This is a genomic window from Pseudarthrobacter sp. NCCP-2145, from assembly GCF_023708005.1.
In the GTDB taxonomy this organism is placed as follows: Bacteria; Actinomycetota; Actinomycetes; order Actinomycetales; family Micrococcaceae; genus Arthrobacter; species Arthrobacter oxydans.
Map to the genome: position 1 here is coordinate 127,432 of NZ_BRCG01000011.1, position 14,883 is coordinate 142,314.

The 14,883-nt window shown below is 65.0% G+C and carries 15 protein-coding genes and 1 pseudogene; 7 read left to right on the forward strand and 9 right to left on the reverse strand.

What is annotated here, in order from left to right; translation table 11 throughout:
- Window positions 1-22: 22 nt before the first annotated feature.
- The 3 genes from NFU08_RS11540 to NFU08_RS11550 all read right to left on the reverse strand — a co-directional run bounded on the left by NFU08_RS11540 (window position 23) and on the right by NFU08_RS11550 (window position 1,888).
- Window positions 23-451 carry a peptidyl-tRNA hydrolase gene (locus NFU08_RS11540; RefSeq protein WP_251423358.1) on the reverse strand — a complete coding sequence of 143 codons (429 nt, stop codon included), beginning with the start codon at window positions 449-451 and terminating at the stop codon, window positions 23-25.
- Window positions 452-869: 418 nt separating this feature from the next.
- Window positions 870-1,190 (reverse strand): hypothetical protein, encoded by a 321-nt coding sequence (locus tag NFU08_RS11545; RefSeq protein ID WP_251423361.1) that lies wholly within the window; start codon window positions 1,188-1,190, stop codon window positions 870-872.
- 482 nt (window positions 1,191-1,672) lie between these two features.
- A complete protein-coding gene (locus NFU08_RS11550; RefSeq protein ID WP_251423364.1) occupies window positions 1,673-1,888 on the reverse strand; it encodes a hypothetical protein in 216 nt (71 codons plus the stop codon).
- A gap of 748 nt (window positions 1,889-2,636) precedes the next feature.
- Between NFU08_RS11550 and NFU08_RS11555 the strand changes: the two genes are divergently transcribed.
- Window positions 2,637-2,918 carry a hypothetical protein gene (locus tag NFU08_RS11555; protein WP_251423367.1) on the forward strand — a complete coding sequence of 94 codons (282 nt, stop codon included), beginning with the start codon at window positions 2,637-2,639 and terminating at the stop codon, window positions 2,916-2,918.
- Between the two features lie 9 nt (window positions 2,919-2,927).
- Complete coding sequence (locus tag NFU08_RS11560) at window positions 2,928-3,434, forward strand: HAD domain-containing protein (RefSeq protein WP_251423371.1); 507 nt, start codon at window positions 2,928-2,930, stop codon at window positions 3,432-3,434.
- A 16-nt stretch (window positions 3,435-3,450) separates the two neighbouring features.
- Here NFU08_RS11560 and NFU08_RS11565 read toward each other — a convergent pair whose 3' ends face one another.
- Window positions 3,451-3,903, reverse strand: coding sequence for a D-alanyl-D-alanine carboxypeptidase family protein (locus NFU08_RS11565; RefSeq protein WP_309296838.1), 453 nt, complete (start codon window positions 3,901-3,903; stop codon window positions 3,451-3,453).
- Window positions 3,904-4,082: 179 nt separating this feature from the next.
- On the opposite strand from NFU08_RS11565, the gene NFU08_RS11570 reads away from it, so the two are divergent.
- The gene (locus NFU08_RS11570) at window positions 4,083-4,418 is read left to right on the forward strand and encodes an Lsr2 family protein (RefSeq protein ID WP_251423373.1); all 336 of its coding nucleotides are present in this window, start codon (window positions 4,083-4,085) and stop codon (window positions 4,416-4,418) included.
- Window positions 4,419-5,130: 712 nt separating this feature from the next.
- Here the strand turns inward: NFU08_RS11570 and NFU08_RS11575 are convergent.
- A complete protein-coding gene (locus tag NFU08_RS11575; protein WP_251423376.1) occupies window positions 5,131-5,871 on the reverse strand; it encodes a DUF2637 domain-containing protein in 741 nt (246 codons plus the stop codon).
- Between the two features lie 279 nt (window positions 5,872-6,150).
- Between NFU08_RS11575 and NFU08_RS11580 the strand changes: the two genes are divergently transcribed.
- The gene (locus NFU08_RS11580) at window positions 6,151-6,840 is read left to right on the forward strand and encodes an HNH endonuclease family protein (protein WP_251423379.1); all 690 of its coding nucleotides are present in this window, start codon (window positions 6,151-6,153) and stop codon (window positions 6,838-6,840) included.
- A gap of 78 nt (window positions 6,841-6,918) precedes the next feature.
- Window positions 6,919-6,990: pseudogene (locus NFU08_RS21015) on the forward strand (DUF4113 domain-containing protein); the annotation flags it as partial.
- A gap of 24 nt (window positions 6,991-7,014) precedes the next feature.
- Here NFU08_RS21015 and NFU08_RS11585 read toward each other — a convergent pair.
- The gene (locus NFU08_RS11585; protein WP_251423383.1) at window positions 7,015-7,365 is read right to left on the reverse strand and encodes a hypothetical protein; all 351 of its coding nucleotides are present in this window, start codon (window positions 7,363-7,365) and stop codon (window positions 7,015-7,017) included.
- A 1,194-nt stretch (window positions 7,366-8,559) separates the two neighbouring features.
- On the opposite strand from NFU08_RS11585, the gene NFU08_RS11590 reads away from it, so the two are divergent.
- Window positions 8,560-11,556 (forward strand): hypothetical protein, encoded by a 2,997-nt coding sequence (locus NFU08_RS11590; RefSeq protein ID WP_251423388.1) that lies wholly within the window; start codon window positions 8,560-8,562, stop codon window positions 11,554-11,556.
- A 303-nt stretch (window positions 11,557-11,859) separates the two neighbouring features.
- The gene (locus tag NFU08_RS11595; protein ID WP_251423391.1) at window positions 11,860-12,105 is read left to right on the forward strand and encodes a DUF6884 domain-containing protein; all 246 of its coding nucleotides are present in this window, start codon (window positions 11,860-11,862) and stop codon (window positions 12,103-12,105) included.
- On the opposite strand, the gene NFU08_RS11600 is transcribed toward NFU08_RS11595, so the two are convergent.
- From NFU08_RS11600 to NFU08_RS11610, 3 genes are read right to left on the reverse strand one after another with little or no spacing between them, the layout of a single operon-like run.
- Window positions 12,089-12,763, reverse strand: coding sequence for a helicase associated domain-containing protein (locus tag NFU08_RS11600; RefSeq protein ID WP_251423394.1), 675 nt, complete (start codon window positions 12,761-12,763; stop codon window positions 12,089-12,091). The two genes, NFU08_RS11595 and NFU08_RS11600, sit on opposite strands and share 17 nt — an antisense overlap.
- Window positions 12,760-12,930 (reverse strand): hypothetical protein, encoded by a 171-nt coding sequence (locus tag NFU08_RS11605; RefSeq protein WP_251423397.1) that lies wholly within the window; start codon window positions 12,928-12,930, stop codon window positions 12,760-12,762. Before NFU08_RS11605 ends, NFU08_RS11600 begins: the two co-directional genes overlap by 4 nt.
- A gap of 47 nt (window positions 12,931-12,977) precedes the next feature.
- Complete coding sequence (locus tag NFU08_RS11610; RefSeq protein ID WP_397425688.1) at window positions 12,978-14,747, reverse strand: penicillin-binding protein 2; 1,770 nt, start codon at window positions 14,745-14,747, stop codon at window positions 12,978-12,980.
- Window positions 14,748-14,883 lie beyond the last annotated feature (136 nt).

Below are 14,883 nucleotides of genomic sequence, written 5' to 3' on the forward strand. Positions count from 1 at the left end.
TTGAGGGGCTGCCGGAGAGTGCTCAGGTGCGCTCCGTCTCCCGGTCGAGCTTGAGCCAGTAGGCCATCAGGGCATGAGCTGCCTGGGCTGAGGCCTTCCCGGTCGTCGTGCCAAGGGAGGCATTGAGGACCAATACCGGCGAGTGGCGCAGCGGGGACTCTTCGGCAGCTGGGGCTGGGTCAGTCCCCGAGACCTGCAGCCGGCTGATGGCCTTATCCAGGTTGTCGTAGGAGGTTGGCCGGTACTCGACGGCTCGGGCTTTCCCGCGCGCGGCTTCCCCAGTGGGCTCCGGCAGTTTGGCCCACTGCTTTGGATTGGCACGGCGGACCGTCTTGGTGAATGGGCCGGACAGCCACTGCCGCCACACCTCGGGGCGGGAACCGTCCGCGGTGCCCAGGCAGTCTTCGGCAATGGCGTCAACGGAGGCGGCCGGCGGCTGCCTTGACGGCATCCAGGTGCGTGGGCGGGGCGTCCTTGTCGATCATCAGTACGATGGACTGGACGAGGGTGTCAGGCGACGGCACGGGCATCCTTCGGGTCGGTGCGGAGAGTGGCGATGGCTTCTTCCTGTCGCTGGGCGTCGCGGAAAAGAGTCTGGGCGCTGGTGAGTCGTTCGGTGCGGAAGGCGGTGCCTTGGCCCGACCCGGATGCTATCGATGGCGAACGCAACGTACCCCGGCATGTCGTCAGGGGTGAAGCCACCGTCCTCGAGCGCGGCAACGATCAGGTCGTACACCCGACGGAACTCAATGCGAAGGTGCGTGCCCGTGCGGGCCCGCCGAAAAATGTCCACGGTAATCGTCGAGGACGTCAGCTCCAGAATGTCCGCGAGGGACTGCTCTTGGGCGAGGGTGAAAGCCCGGGTGCTTCTACTCTTTGTCGGGCGCTGCGCGTATCGACACGGCTGGAACGAAGAAGTCGGCCAGATCGGTGGGCAGTTCGGCCTCTTCAGCGCGGGCGCCGACGGTGTGGGCCAGGTGTACTGGGGCGTTGGCGGCCATCGTTTTGGGGTCCATGATGACGTAGCCGTGAAGGCCGGTGGCCTCGCGCCGGGTGAGCAAGGTCGCTGCACCGTTTTGGGCTACGGCCGAAGCGAAAGTACCCGCCCGCTGCGTGAAGGTGGTCGGGTTGGTATCGATGCCGCCTGCGCGGGCGAGCCTGAAAATCCGAAGGTCCATGCCCTGGGTCATGCGTAGAATCGGCCCCTGCCGCTGAGAAACCCCATACCCCGGATTTTCGGCTTTTCAGATTTCGCACTTAAGAATGCAAAAGCCCCAAAACACGGGAAGCCAGGATCCAGGGTTTTGCCCGGCTTCGGGCCTCTCCCACGTGTAGGTTGTGGAGGATAGGAGCCCTCATCTTCTCGGATCCCGCCTGTACTTCCTAGTGTGCGGCATCCCTCGCAGAGGAGCAGCCCTGCGGGCCGCTGGCCTTCGTCCCATTCGGTGGCCGGGCTCCGCCCTTGGCCTGACCCATCATGGCCCTCCGGCCGACCCCCAATCCGGCGGGACATCCGTCCCTGCCCGTCAGCCTGCGGCCGCCAGGAAAGGGGCTTCGCCCCAGGATGAGCCAGTCATCTCCCAGCCTCGGCTGTCAGCGAGCCGGTTGTGAAGCGCTGCGCGCGGCGACGTCGTGGAGACGTCAGCGCCTTTCGTCAAGGAGGCTCGTGGTGTTAGGGGCTGCGCCCCGGGAAGTCAGGGGTAACGACGAGCGGAAGCGTCAAGTCATCGATGAGGGGAGCGCGCTGCGCGAGCAGCGAGGAGGAGCCAAAGGCATCTCGGCGTGGCACGAGACGGTACACGATCCGTGCGGCCAACGAATAGTCCCCCGGACGGACGAAGTCCGGCTCCAGGGCGAAGCCCTCGTCCTTGCAGGCAGGCCATCTCATGAGAAGCCCCGCTGCGAAGCAGCAGGTCAACGGACCGACAACGAACAGCCCAACGGGAAGGGAAAGGGCCGGCGGCAGCCGGACCGGGACCACTCACAGGGGAACGAGCAGACAACGCACCGTGACACGAGACGCCATCCCCTCGGGCCAACTCCCCGGCGCGCAGCGCCTAACCAGCCAACCAGAAACCCCAGGGGAAACGAGCAGCCAACGACCAGCCCAACGTCACGGGCGGCGCAGCCGCCTAGCCCCGCAGGGAAAGGCCAGACCACCACAGAAGGCAGCCCAGCCGGGTGCCCCAAGGAGCGCAGCGACGCCGGCACCAGGCGGGCGGGCCCCGCACCGGACCAGGGCGCGCAGCGCCCAGGTCCTCGCTCAGCCCGGCGCCCCGCGCCAACGAGCAGCCAGGCCGCGCAGCGGCCAAGAGGTCAACAAAAAGACGACGAACAGGGTGACGAACGAGAAGGACAACGGGACGGGAAACTTGAAGGGTCCGGGCGAAGGCGCGCAGCGCCTGAGCCCCTCTTAATATGCCAAGCCCCGACCCTGCGCACCGGCAGGACCGGCACCGACCAGGCTCACTCACCGCCGACAGCACTGGGGCTATCGCCCGCCCGAACGCTGCGCGTCGGGGGAGCCGGCCGGCGGAGCAGGCGGGGTCGGGGGTGGCGGCTACCGCCGGTCGGCCGCCGGGTGGGGGCCGCGGAGTAGACTCACCGAAACGATCAGGGTTGGGGGACTCATGGGAATGTCAGCAGCAGCTTCACCGGCGGCGGCCGGGTACAACCGGATGGCGGTCGTGTCACTGGCCTGCGCCCTCGTCGCGGTGGCCGGATTCTTCTTCGCGGGCCTCACCGTCCTGGCGGTCTTCGCCGTCGGTGCCGGTCATGTCGCGCTCAACCAGATCAACCTCAGCGGCGGCCAGGGCCGGCAACTCGCGCGCGCGTCCCTCGCCATCGGGTACGCCATCGCGATCTTCGGTCTGCTCTTCTCGGTGATGGTCGTGTTCAGTGCCGTGCCCATGATGTAGCTTGCTCGTATGAAGCCGATCATCCTGCTCGACATCGACGGCGTGCTCAACCCGGCGCTCCGATCTCGGCCGGGTTCTGTCCGCCCTGACCCACTGCTCTCCTGCGAGAAAAAAGCCCTGGTGCGGCGCCTGGCAAGGAGCGGTCGGATCGCGTGGGTGTCGACGTGGCCGGCGGACTTCACTGCCGACCTTGAAGCGCAGCTGGACCTCGAGGTGGAACCGCTGCGGGTGACGCTGCTGATGCGCGAAGCGGATGACCGTGAGCCGACACCGAAGCTGCGGTCCGTGGCACGGTGGCTGACTCGAATGGAAGCCGCAGGTGAAGCCGACTGGGACTCGGTCGTGTGGATCGATGACGTGCTCGGGCCCGACGCCAGGATGTGGGCCCACAGTCATCACCAGCCCGTGCTGCTGGAGATGCCGGCGCCGGACCAGGGACTGACGGAGACACATCTGATCGCGGTCGAAGTGTTCGCTGAGGACGGCGCGGGAGGGGTCGAAGCTCCGACCCCCTGACGACTGGGCGGTGTCGCTACCTGGGCGCTTCGAGGAAATCCTCCAGGGTGATGCGGCGGGCCGCGATGTCGGCCGCTGCCTCGACGCCGACGAAGCGGAGATGCCAGGGCTCGTACGAGTAGCCGGTGATCTGTTCGGACCCTGCCGGGTAGCGGACGATGAAGCCGAACCGGTGAGCGTTGGCTGCAGCCCAAGTTGCTGCCGGCTGGTCCGCGAAGCAGGTCGTGAAGCTGCACGCTCCGCTGCCGTCACCAATGTCCATCGCCCATCCGGTCTGGTGTTCGGAGTGGCCGGGCGGTGCGCTGACAGCCTCCGCTGCCGGGAGTCCGAGGTCGGCAACGAAGCGGTCATGGATCAGGGCCTGGGTGGCGAACGAACGGTACCCACTGACCAAAGTGATGATGACGCCGTCGGCCTCGGCTGCGGTGAACATGGCTTCGGCCGCGGCTACCGTCGTAGGGTAGATCATCCGGAGCGTAGCCGGCTGTTACAAGGGGACGGTCCTTCGTGTCTATCATCCCGGGGCTCCGCCCACGCCCATAAGACTGCCGCGATGACGGCGGCCACGAAGGGCCCGCCACTGGATCATGTGCGCGCTATCCAGCGTTGCACCCGGCTCTGAGCAGGCACGATGGTTAGTATCGTCGGATGGCTACACGCACTGTGATTGTACTGATTGACGACCTCGACGGATCCGAGGCGACCGAAACCGTCCGCTTTGGCCTAGACGGGGCGGACTACGAGATTGACCTGACCGAGCAGAACGCCGACGAGCTGCGCGGCATCCTGGGACGCTGCGTGGACGCCGGGCGCCGCACGGGCGGAAGCCGGGCGACTGCACCGGCTGCGGCAAGAAGTACCACGGCCGCAGGGGTCGACACCAATGCAATCCGGCGCTGGGCGGAAGAGAATGGCGTGCCGGTCAACTCCCGAGGACGCATCAAGGACGACGTCGTGCAGCGCTACCTGGCCACGCTGAGCTAACCGCGGGTCTTCTCGACCCAGACTACGATGACCTCGTCGTCGCGTACCTCGCTGCACGCAGTCGGGGCTGTGATTTACGTGCTCATGACGTCCACTCCCGGAGCCAGCGAGTCACAGATGAGCTCGACACGGCGCCGCTGCTGGCCAGCATCTATGGACATCAGAGCTACAGGCACGCCGCACTCCTACCTCAAGCGCCGCCGGAAGATTGGCGGGCGTCCACTCAGCCGCTGGGTCTGCGTCATTCGCACCAGGCTCCGGATGCCGCAGAGTTGACCCCATTTCACATTCGTAGCGGAACCAACATAAATGCGTAATTACCATTGGGACTATCTCGCGCCCCTCCGCACGAATGGTGCTAAGTCACCGCAAATCCCCGCACCCTCCTGGCCGATGATCTTTGGCGCCGCGCAGATTGCCTGAGAGTCAGAGCGTTCCCTTGCCGCTATCTGAGTCAGATTCCGAGCCTGGAGGAACGTTCCGTCTGTCTTCACCGTGGGCTCATCCGCCCACATCAATGGTGCTCCGGCTAAAGGTCCCCATTTCTACCCTCCGACACCGAGGTCACGGTCGGGGGCCCGGAGACCGGCGCCGGGAACGGTGAGACAACATCTGCCGGACTAAGCAAGACGAAATTGGCATCCTAGCGTTACCTCGAAAGCCGTCGAGAGCACGCCCTTGTGCCGGAAGGGGCCCGCCGTAGAACCCTGCCCTAAGACAGTGCCGCGACTTTCGTTGAGGATTCCCGGCTGCCGTCGGCATGCTCGGCGAGAACACGCGCCACAGTCGACTTTGAGGTTCCCAGCTGCTGGGCGATGGCGCGCTGGGAGAGCTTCTGCTCGGCCAGTTCCAGAATGCGCTCAGGCTTCACATCGGCCTTGGTCCGGGGTGGTCCAGAAGGGTGGTCCACAAGTGGTCCACGGACCGGTCCAGTCGCTGGTCCGCGATGCCCCGCGGCTGGTCCAGGAAGTGCCCTAAACTGGTCCACGTTCTCTGGTCCACCGCGTTCCTGGACCAGCCGGGCCAGTGCGCGCTTGCGCCGCTGGGACACCGACCCGACCGGGGGAGCGACGGCCAGCTGCACCGTCGTCTCTGTGGCGAAGAACAGACTGACCGGCATGATGGCGGCAAGGAAGGCTCCGAAGATGACGGTCCCGCTGATGGGCACCGGAACACCCCCGGGTGCCAGGACGTGGGCGGCGTTCGCCGCGACCGATACGGCGGTGAAGAAACCCACGGCGCACCAGGACAAAAGGGGCGATTCGCCGCGGGCACGCTGAACGGAGGCTGCGACGGCGTACACCAGGATGGTGGAGTCCACCACGATGGGCACCAGCCACCGCAGCTGGGGGGCAATGCCCGCCCATTCGGCGGCCTGGATTAGGCCCTGGAACGACAGGGTGAAGCTGGCTACTGCCAGGACTCCCACCAGGGCCATTGACGCCATCGTCATCGTCCGGCTGTCGGGTTCAATTCTCGAGCTTCTCATCAGTTACGTTCTCCCTCACACACCGTCAGCAGCGCATCCCCTGAACCACGCGGGACGCTCAGTCTAGGACCGTTCTGGTCCACACATCCAGTAGGCTGTGGGCCGGCCTGGACCACCCGCGGACCAGCTGTGGACCACTTTGGACCAGAGCCTGGACCACTGTGTGGACCACCTTGGACCAGGGGTGGTCCACCCTAGCCGGGGCCGCTGACAGTTATGCCGGACTCCGTACACATGAGGCTCATGAAGAACCGCGTCTCCCTCCTGACCATCGCCCTGCTGCTGACCGGGGCAACCCTCACTGGTTGCACCTCGACAGGGACCCTGGCCCAGGGCTTCAAGGAGGTGCAGACCCAGGCTGAAAAGGCCGTTGAAGGTGTCTCACCAAGTCCTAGGACTTCTGAGACGGTTCAGGTCCCGCCGGCAGCCGCTTCAGGAGCTGCTGCAGCACAGGCGGAACTGGCCACTATCGAGATCAAAGGCCGTGCCCCGAAGACCGGGTACAGCCGCGAACAGTTTGGCCAGACCTGGGCCGACGTCGACCGTAACGGCTGCGACACCAACGATGAACTCAAAGAAGCCCTGACCGATGTCGTCTTCAAGGCCGGAAGCGACTGCGTGGTCGTGGCGGGGACGCTGAACGACCCGTACACCGGCAAGACCATCGAGTTCGTCCGCGGTGAGAAGACCTCCAGCGCCGTCCAGATCGATCACCTGGTTCCCCTGAGCGAGGCATGGCAGAAGGGCGCCCAGCAGTGGGACGAGAAGACCCGCGCTGCTTTCGCCAACGACCCCATCAACCTCCGCGCCGTGGACGGGCCCAGCAGCTCGGCCAAGGGCGACTCAGACCTCGCGACCTGGATGCCTGCGTGCAACTATCTATCCGAGATCGTGCACGTGAAGACCCCAGCCGTCAGTGTTCGCCACCGGTGACAGGGACGGCCATATCGGCAAGCCGCTCTGGGTAATGGATAGCGACGGCCGATATTCCGCTGGCTTTTGCCGGCAGGCATGACTACGGCGCCGGACTGGTCGATGAAACGGAGCTTCAAATCGCCCAGCTACATCACCGAGTGGGATCAGCTCCTCGTGGTGAAGCTGTCTGAGCTACTTGGTGTAACCGTGGTAGAGAAGGGCTTCTTCAGCCAAGGCTATGCGTTCCGGACAGAAGCAGGAGACGGAGAGCCGGACAGTGGCGATGTCGCCAGGGGCCGTTGATGCGATGGTACGCACTGACTTTAAAAATTCGGTGTAGTCGAAGGGCTTACGCGTGGTGAGCAGGGCATCGCAGAGTTTCTCCTCCATGAAGCCTGAAGATCTGGTCACACTGTCCGGGACCACACCAGCGGCCGCTAGGTCGGCGCCGTAGTCGCCGCTGGTCTTCATGACAGACGGAGTGGGGGCAGCCTTGGGCGTGGCCTTGACGGCATCGGCCGTCGTGGTGACAGTCGCCGTCACGGTTGCGGTTATAGTCGGCGATCCGGCCGGTGAGCCCCCGCATCCGATGCGCAGGGAGGCGGACAGGACAGCCGTGACGGCGAGCCTTTTCAAATGGGTCCCATGGAATTAGTAGCGAGATGACATCCCACGATATGGTTGCCCGCGCAGGGCCGGTGGCTATGAAGCGGCGTCACCCACATTTGCCGGGACATCTGTCGCGAACCAGCGCTTATGTACGCCCGCAGCGTCCTCGGCAGCTTTCAATGCCTCAGCTAACGTGGCTACGGCAGTTTGATACTCCACGATTCGTCCCGGCCGCCCATGCCGGTCCGCTGGGCCGTCGCCTGGATCATCGCAGATGTTGTCGGAAATCCGGTAGTCGACACAGCCCGCAGCCGAACTGCAGCGTCGGATCGACCTTATGGCGCGACCCGCGGCCCTTGATGCGAACATGGAGAGTATCCGTGGCGCTGAAGGCTCGGGCGTCCGTAACCGACAGGTTGCTCAAGCTTCCCGCCGTCAGGCTGGCAACCCTAACTCCTCACCTGCTGGTGAAGACGACTGAGACACAGTCCTGTCACGGTACCCAAGAATTCCACGGGGAGCCGACCGGTTCTCTAGCTTTTACCGACCACCGGTGGGTACAGGTTAGCTCCCCAGATACCGCGGCTTCTAGGCGATTTCAGCGCCGACGAACGGGTGTTACCTACCAAACCGACCGGGTAACAACCCTTCCATGAGGACGACGATGTGTTGTCTTGTTGATGAGGAGCAGAACACAAACACGGTGGCCCCCTGTATATGTGTGTGTTTTAAGGTAGGTAAGTAGGTATAGATAGATAGATAGAGCCTGCTTCCCTGAAATGGCGCTGTTTTTTCACGCAATTTTGTACCCACTGCCCGGTCGGTCTCGGTAGGTAGCGCTGGGCACGGCTTGAGCATGATGAAACACCAGGCTGTGCGGCTAGGACGACAGGCTAAAAAGTGCTGCCGCCTTAGAGACGAATTCCTCCGCCTTCAGCTCTTTCGACGACTGCACGCCCCGTCGTATGGCACCGCTGCCTTCATGACCGCCGTGGCGACTAATGCTGCATAGAACTAAACATGACGCATGCCACCGACCACAACGACTCGAACCTTCGACCCGAAGAGCCCGCCGCGAATGAAGGCCCTGAATACGCTCTAACTACTTTCGAACCGGCAGGTAGGACCTTGAGAGCCCTGCCCGACACCCCCAACTGGACGGCAGAGGACTACTCCGCGTTCATCACCGGCTCCGGCGCCAAGAAGCTGGCTGACTCAGGTGTTGCCCCGCTGATCGCGGCCGCCCGCGGCTACCTGCGCATCGACTCCACCAACTTCACCACCGAGATGAAGAAGATGGACATGAGCCTTGCCACCAAGCAGGGGAAGCGGCTCAAACGCTGCATCGTCGGCGAAGCCAGCGACGGCATGCAGATGCCCTGGTACTCCGTGGCCGACCTGCAGTCCGCCCACCGCCGCAACGAGAAGGTCGAACCCTTCACCTACCAGATCCGCCCTGCCAAGCCCGAAGACAACGAGCATGGCAAGCCGATCAAGTACGAGTTCAAGTCCAACACCGGCACGCCACTGGATCTGCACCCCGGCACCCCGATCGACTGGATCGACACAACCCCGGTCGTCATGTTCGCCGAAGGCATGCTCAAGGGCGACTCCGCCATTTCCGCCTACCTGCGCTCAACAGGTGTCTCATGGACAGACCTGGAATTCGACGGGTCTTTCGATCCGGTCGAGAAGGTCCGCTCCCTGATGAACGCCATCCCTGAGGAGGGCCGCGTCCTCATCGTCTCCATCGCGGGGATCAACAACGCCCACCAGCACGCGGTGGACTGGCGCGAGATCGACCTCAAGGGCCGTGAAGGCTGGATTGCCTTCGACGCGGACCTGGAAATCAACCCGTTCGTCCATGCCGCGGCCAAGAAGCTCTACGAGCAGCTGGACGAGAAGTCCAAGATGAAGCTCATCAAGTTCCTGAACCCGACCGTGACCTCCGGGGATAACGGCTCCATGGCCAAGGCCGGCGTGGATGACTACCTGGCCGAGTCCGGCGACTGGAACATGCTGCTCAAGCAGCTGACCGTCAACATGCCGCCCGCTCCGGCGCGCAACGCCGACGAGAAGCCTGGCGCCTTCCGGGTCTCCCCGGGCGGGCATTCGGTCGAGGAGTGCGTCCCGATCAACGACGGCCCCGGCGACCAGGTCTCCCGCTACGTCTGGCAGGAAAGGGTCGACCTGGGCGGACGCATCCTGTCCATGGAAGTCCGCCGCCAGCCCACAGATGAGGAAATGCTCACCGGTGTGTTCAACCCGAACGTGAGTGTCGACGTCGAGGACAGGATGGTTGAGGTTGAGGTCAGCTGGAGCCGACATGGCGTGGACGGAACGGCGGTCATCACCGGCCCGCAGACGATCCTGAACTTCCCGCCGGCCGACTGGATCCGGCAGGGCGCCACGATTCCCAGAGATCTGCTGCTGCACCCGTCCTGGCCGCCGCGCGCGGCCAAGGGTGAGGCGTGGCTGGCGGGCATCAAGAGGCACAAGCGCGATGAGCGTGTGTCCAGGACTCGCTGGATGCAGATGGGGTGGGTCCCGGTGGAGAACGATTACCCGGCCTACGTCATCAACGACCAGGTCGTCGGCGACGCCGGGTTCGGCTCTACCGCTGTATCCGGCATCGACAAGGAGGCCCTGCCGGTGGCGGGCAGCTACGGCGTTGGCACCGACCGCCTCGACGGCAGCTGGGACGATGATGAGTACAAGGCGATCGTGGAGAAGGACTTCCGCGCCGTCATGGACGCCTACATCACCTCGGGGGCCTGGACGGACGAGTCCGCCGCTGTTCTTGTCCTGGCCGGCGGGCTCCGCCCCACGGTCCCGTTGCGGCCCAAGTCCACCCTGTTCTTCTGGGGCCCGAAAGGCACTGGTAAGTCCTACTCCGCGCAGGCGCGCATGTACTTCTGGGCCCGGCGCAAATCGGCTTGGCAGGACATGCTGCCCGGTTCGGCCAAGGACACCCAGGCGTACACCGAGAACGCCATCGCGCACACTCCCATCTGGGTGATCGATGACCTGGCACCGTCGACACTGAAGCGCCAGGCCGAGGCCGAGGACGCAAAGATTACCGACATTACCCGTGCGATCTTCAACAACGCCACCAAGGGCCGCATGAACGCGGACATGACCTCCCGCAAGGTCAACAAGCCGATCGCCCAGCTCATCATCACAGCCGAGAACGAGCTGATCACCCCGTCGGTGAAGGAGCGCCTGATCCCGGTCTTCATTGGCAAGGGAAAGCTGCACTCGGACCGTGAGAAGACGGACAGGATCATCACCATGGCCCACGAGGACGGGACTCAGGCACGGTTCACCAGCCACGTCCTGCGCTACATCCGCCACGTGGCCATGAACTACCGCGGAGGCTGGGCCGGCTACATGACCCACCTGCAGCAGGTTCGGGCGAACATGAAGCACTCGGTGACCGCGGTCATGCGCGAGCTGGGTGCCTCAACCGGCTCACTGGAACGCACCTCCACCCTGGCCTCGGACGTACTGCTGACCCTGGCGGTGCTGGAGGAGATGGCCATCGACCTGGGCATGGAGCCGGAGTTCATCGACCAGTTCGCCATCGGCGGCCTGTGCGACAGCGTCATTCGCCTCGTGGCCGACGCCCACGCAGAGAACCAGCAGTCTGCTCCGGGAGCCTCCCTGATCCGCGCCCTGCACTCCCTGCTGGCCACCGGACTCGCCCACGTCATCTCCGGCGACGACCCGACCCGTCCGCCCATCGTAGGCAACGAAGAGGGGGAGGGGCTGATGAACGACCGGCTGGGATGGAAGACCGGAGGCAGCGACGGCACCCTGCGTCCGGTCGGTCCGACCATCGGAACCGTGGTCACCGTGAAGGGCCAGAAAGTCATCCTGTTCGATCCGATGTCGGCGTTCTCGAAGGCCCAGGCAGCCTTCCCATCTCTGATCCAGCACGGCCAGGGAACGGGCTCGGGATGGGCCTCTGTGTGGGACGAGGGGCTCGCCTCACAGCATATTCGCCGTAGGAACGAGAAAGGACGCCTCCTGAATACCGGCAGGTACGGAAGGGGCGCAGCTCGACTTTCGGGTGTGCCTGTCGACGTTGCGACGGTTCTCAACAGCGGGCCAGAGAGACTCTAAGCCTTCCAAGCTCTTATTTCCTACTCCCTCAACTTCTGCCTGACCTGGGGGAGTGGGAAGAAAGGAAAGCGTCCCCTGTGGGTGGTAACGGGGGGCGAAAGTTCTGGGAAGGCGGGTAGATGATCCGCGTTGGTGGTTCAGCAGAGCAGAACGAGCCACGGCAGGGTGCGTCTTCTCCGGCTCCCTTAACCGCACCTTTAATAGGTGGGCTCCAAAACGCCGGTCCAGGTCCCGATCATCCACCGGAGCCCTCCTTGCGGAAACGGTTTTAAGAGACGGCACAACGACGCGGCTGCTTTGTAGTTGTTCAAGAAGGCCTCCGCCTACGCCGAGCTCTCCTGCGACCGTTGGTACGTCCTGTCCGCGAAGCTGACCGAAGAGCTTGTCGGTCTGGAGGACGTGAAGCTGATTGCCCTGGCCGGAGAGCAGTACAGGGTGCCCCTCTACCGAGGAGTCTGGGCGTACGAGATCCCTATGAAGGGTATGGGCATCGGCCAGCAGCTGGGCTGGCTCACAGAGCGGCTTGCTGCGTCTAACCAGCCCGGCTAGAAGCCGTCCTCCGGCCACCCCGGTGGCCACGACCTTCACGCCACCCCGGCAGGAGCTCGTCCAGGAGCTTTTCTTTGGCTGGGTCCATCCTGCCGGCGCGCCGGCTCATCCGCTGACCGTGCAGCCACATGCCCAGGGTGCGTTCCTGCAGGTCATTGGTCTTGGCGTGCCGGGGCCAGTCGCCGCCTGCGGCCCGCAAGGTCTGCAGGTCCTTGAGTCGCAGCTGCCAGCGTGCCTCGTCGTCGGCTTTGCGGGTGGAGGGGCTGTCCCAGCCGGTAATGGCGGCCAGCCCGTCACGGTAGGTGGGGGAGAGGGTCCCCGCGGCGGACTCCTGGCGGCGGTGCAGCAGCCACGCCCCGAGGGCCCGCTCCTTGGCGGCCTTCCCGCCGGTCGTGGGCAGCCGTCCCTCTGTCTGGTGGAAGGCGAGGACGTCGGCGAGGTTCCGGAGCCCGGCCTGCGTGATTCTGGGTGCGGGGGCGGCCAGCGCGGCCTGGTGTTCGTCCCGAAGCCCGGGGTCTGATCTGACGGCCAGCTGCAGGTGGTAGCGGACGGTGGTCTCGGCTGCGCGGGTGATGGTCGCGATCTTCGAGGCCGGGAGGCCCTTCCGGTACATGAGGACGAATTCTGCGTCCGGGGCCGTCCGCCGTGACCGTGTCATGGGCGCCGGGAGTCACCCGCGGGAGGGGCTGCTCGCCGCATCTCGGCAATCCTTAGCCGAAGGAACGTGATGACCAGGATCAGGACGTAAATGGCCAGGCCGGTCAGGACTGCCATGACGAGGACGTAGAGCACGGCCAGGACGCCGAATTGCGGAGCGTAGTTCACGAGTATTCCCCCATTGGTGGTGTTCGTATCGAGCCTAGCGCGGGCTTTCAGTACTCCTGCGGCAGCGCGACCGGGGGAGTGGTGGAGGGCGGGACGTTGAACGTGGTGAGCACCCGGCTCATGACGTTGTTGAACACCGGTGCGGTCGAGATCCCGTAGATGTCGCCCTGGGGCCGGTGGACGTTGACCATCACGACGTACTGCGGGTCATCCATGGGCGCCATGCCCACGAAGGAGGCGGTGTACCCGTCGAAGCCGCCGCCGTTGTCGGCCACGGCCTCCGCGGTCCCGGTCTTCCCGCCGACCCGGTAACCGGAGACCTTGATGTCTTTGGCCCCGCCGGCGGTGACGACGCTTTCGAGGATGTCCCTGGTCTTCTGGGCCGTCGATTCGCTGACGGCCCGGCTGCCGGCCTCGGCGGCCACGGGGTGCTCGGTCCCGTCCGGGTCCAGGTAGGACTCGATCAGCTGGGGCTTGAGCAGCACGCCGTCGTTGGCAATCGCCTGGAACGCCATGGTCGTCTGCAGCGGGGTCTGGGAGACGCCCTGGCCGAAGAGGACCGCGAACTCCTGCCGGCCGTCCCAGTACTCGGGCGAGGCGAGCAGCCCGGAGGATTCACCGGGCAGCGGGATGCCGGTCTTCTCCCCGATGCCGAACTTCCGCAGGTAGTCGTAGCGCTGCTGCTTGGTCAGCCTTTCGCCCACCATGACGGTGCCGGTGTTCATGGAGGCCCCGATGATGCCGGCGAAGGTCCGGTGCTCGGTCCCGTGTTCGAAGGAGTCCTTGAAGAATTGGCCGTTCACGGTGTACCCGGGAGGGACGACCAGTCGGGATTCGGGGGCGATGAGCCCTTCCTCAATGGCGGCGGCCGCCGTGATCGCCTTGTCCGTGGAGCCGGGTTCGAGGGCCGCCTGGATGGACCGCACCCCGCGGCTGGCCACCGCAGTTCCTCCGGGGTCGTTCGGGTCCACGGAGTCGGTCTCGGCCATGGCCCGGACCTTACCGGTCTTGGCTTCGACGACGATGATGTTCGCCCAGTCGGCGTTGAGCCTGGCCACCTGGTTTTCGATGGCCTGCTGGGCCGTGTACTGCAGGTCGGTGTCGATCGTGAGCTTCACGGACCGGCCGTTCGTGGCCGGGGTGACCGTCAGCGGGGCGGTGGGGATGATGATGCCATCCGCGCCCATCTGGTACGTCCTCTCACCGTCCACCCCGTCGAGGGCGTCGTTCATGGTCAGTTCCAGCCCGGCAGCCCCGCCTTCGTCGTTGGTGTAGCCAACGATGCTGCCGGCCACGGCCCCTTGCGGGTAGGAGCGCTTCTTGACCGGGCGGGACTCCACCCCGGGGATGGCAAGCTTCATGATGGCCCGTTCCAGGCCGGGGTCCACGGACCGGGCCAGGTAGGCGAACTTCCCCTCACCGGTGAGGGACTCCCGGATGTCCTCCTCGGGCTGGTCCAGCAGGTCAGCGAGCTCGGCCAGGCCCTCGTCCCGGGTGACCTTGGCGGCGGACCCGTCCTCGTTGACCCGCCGGAAGGTGTCGAAGGCGGTGTTGACGTTCGGTGCGCCCACGATGTCGTAGCGGACAATGCTCTGGGCCAGGACGGTGCCGTTCCGGTCCAGGATCTGCCCCCGTTCGGAGGCGAGGACGGAGACCTGGGTCCGCTTGTCGTCCGCTTTGGACGCGTAGCTTTCCGGGTCGAAGCCCTGGACCACCACAACACGGCAGGCGACCACGACCAGCAGGGCCACCATGAAGCAGAAACCGAAACGGACCCGCCTCGTGGCCGCCCGCTTGGACGTGTCTGATTTTTGCACCCGACAACGCTAGCCTCAGGTCCCGGCCGGGGAGGGCAGCGACCCGAGGGACAAACGGAATGTGAGGCGGCACACGTACGTCGAGGTCTGCCGCCTGCTCCTTCCGCCGCCTCAGCATGGGATACGTTCAAGGAGA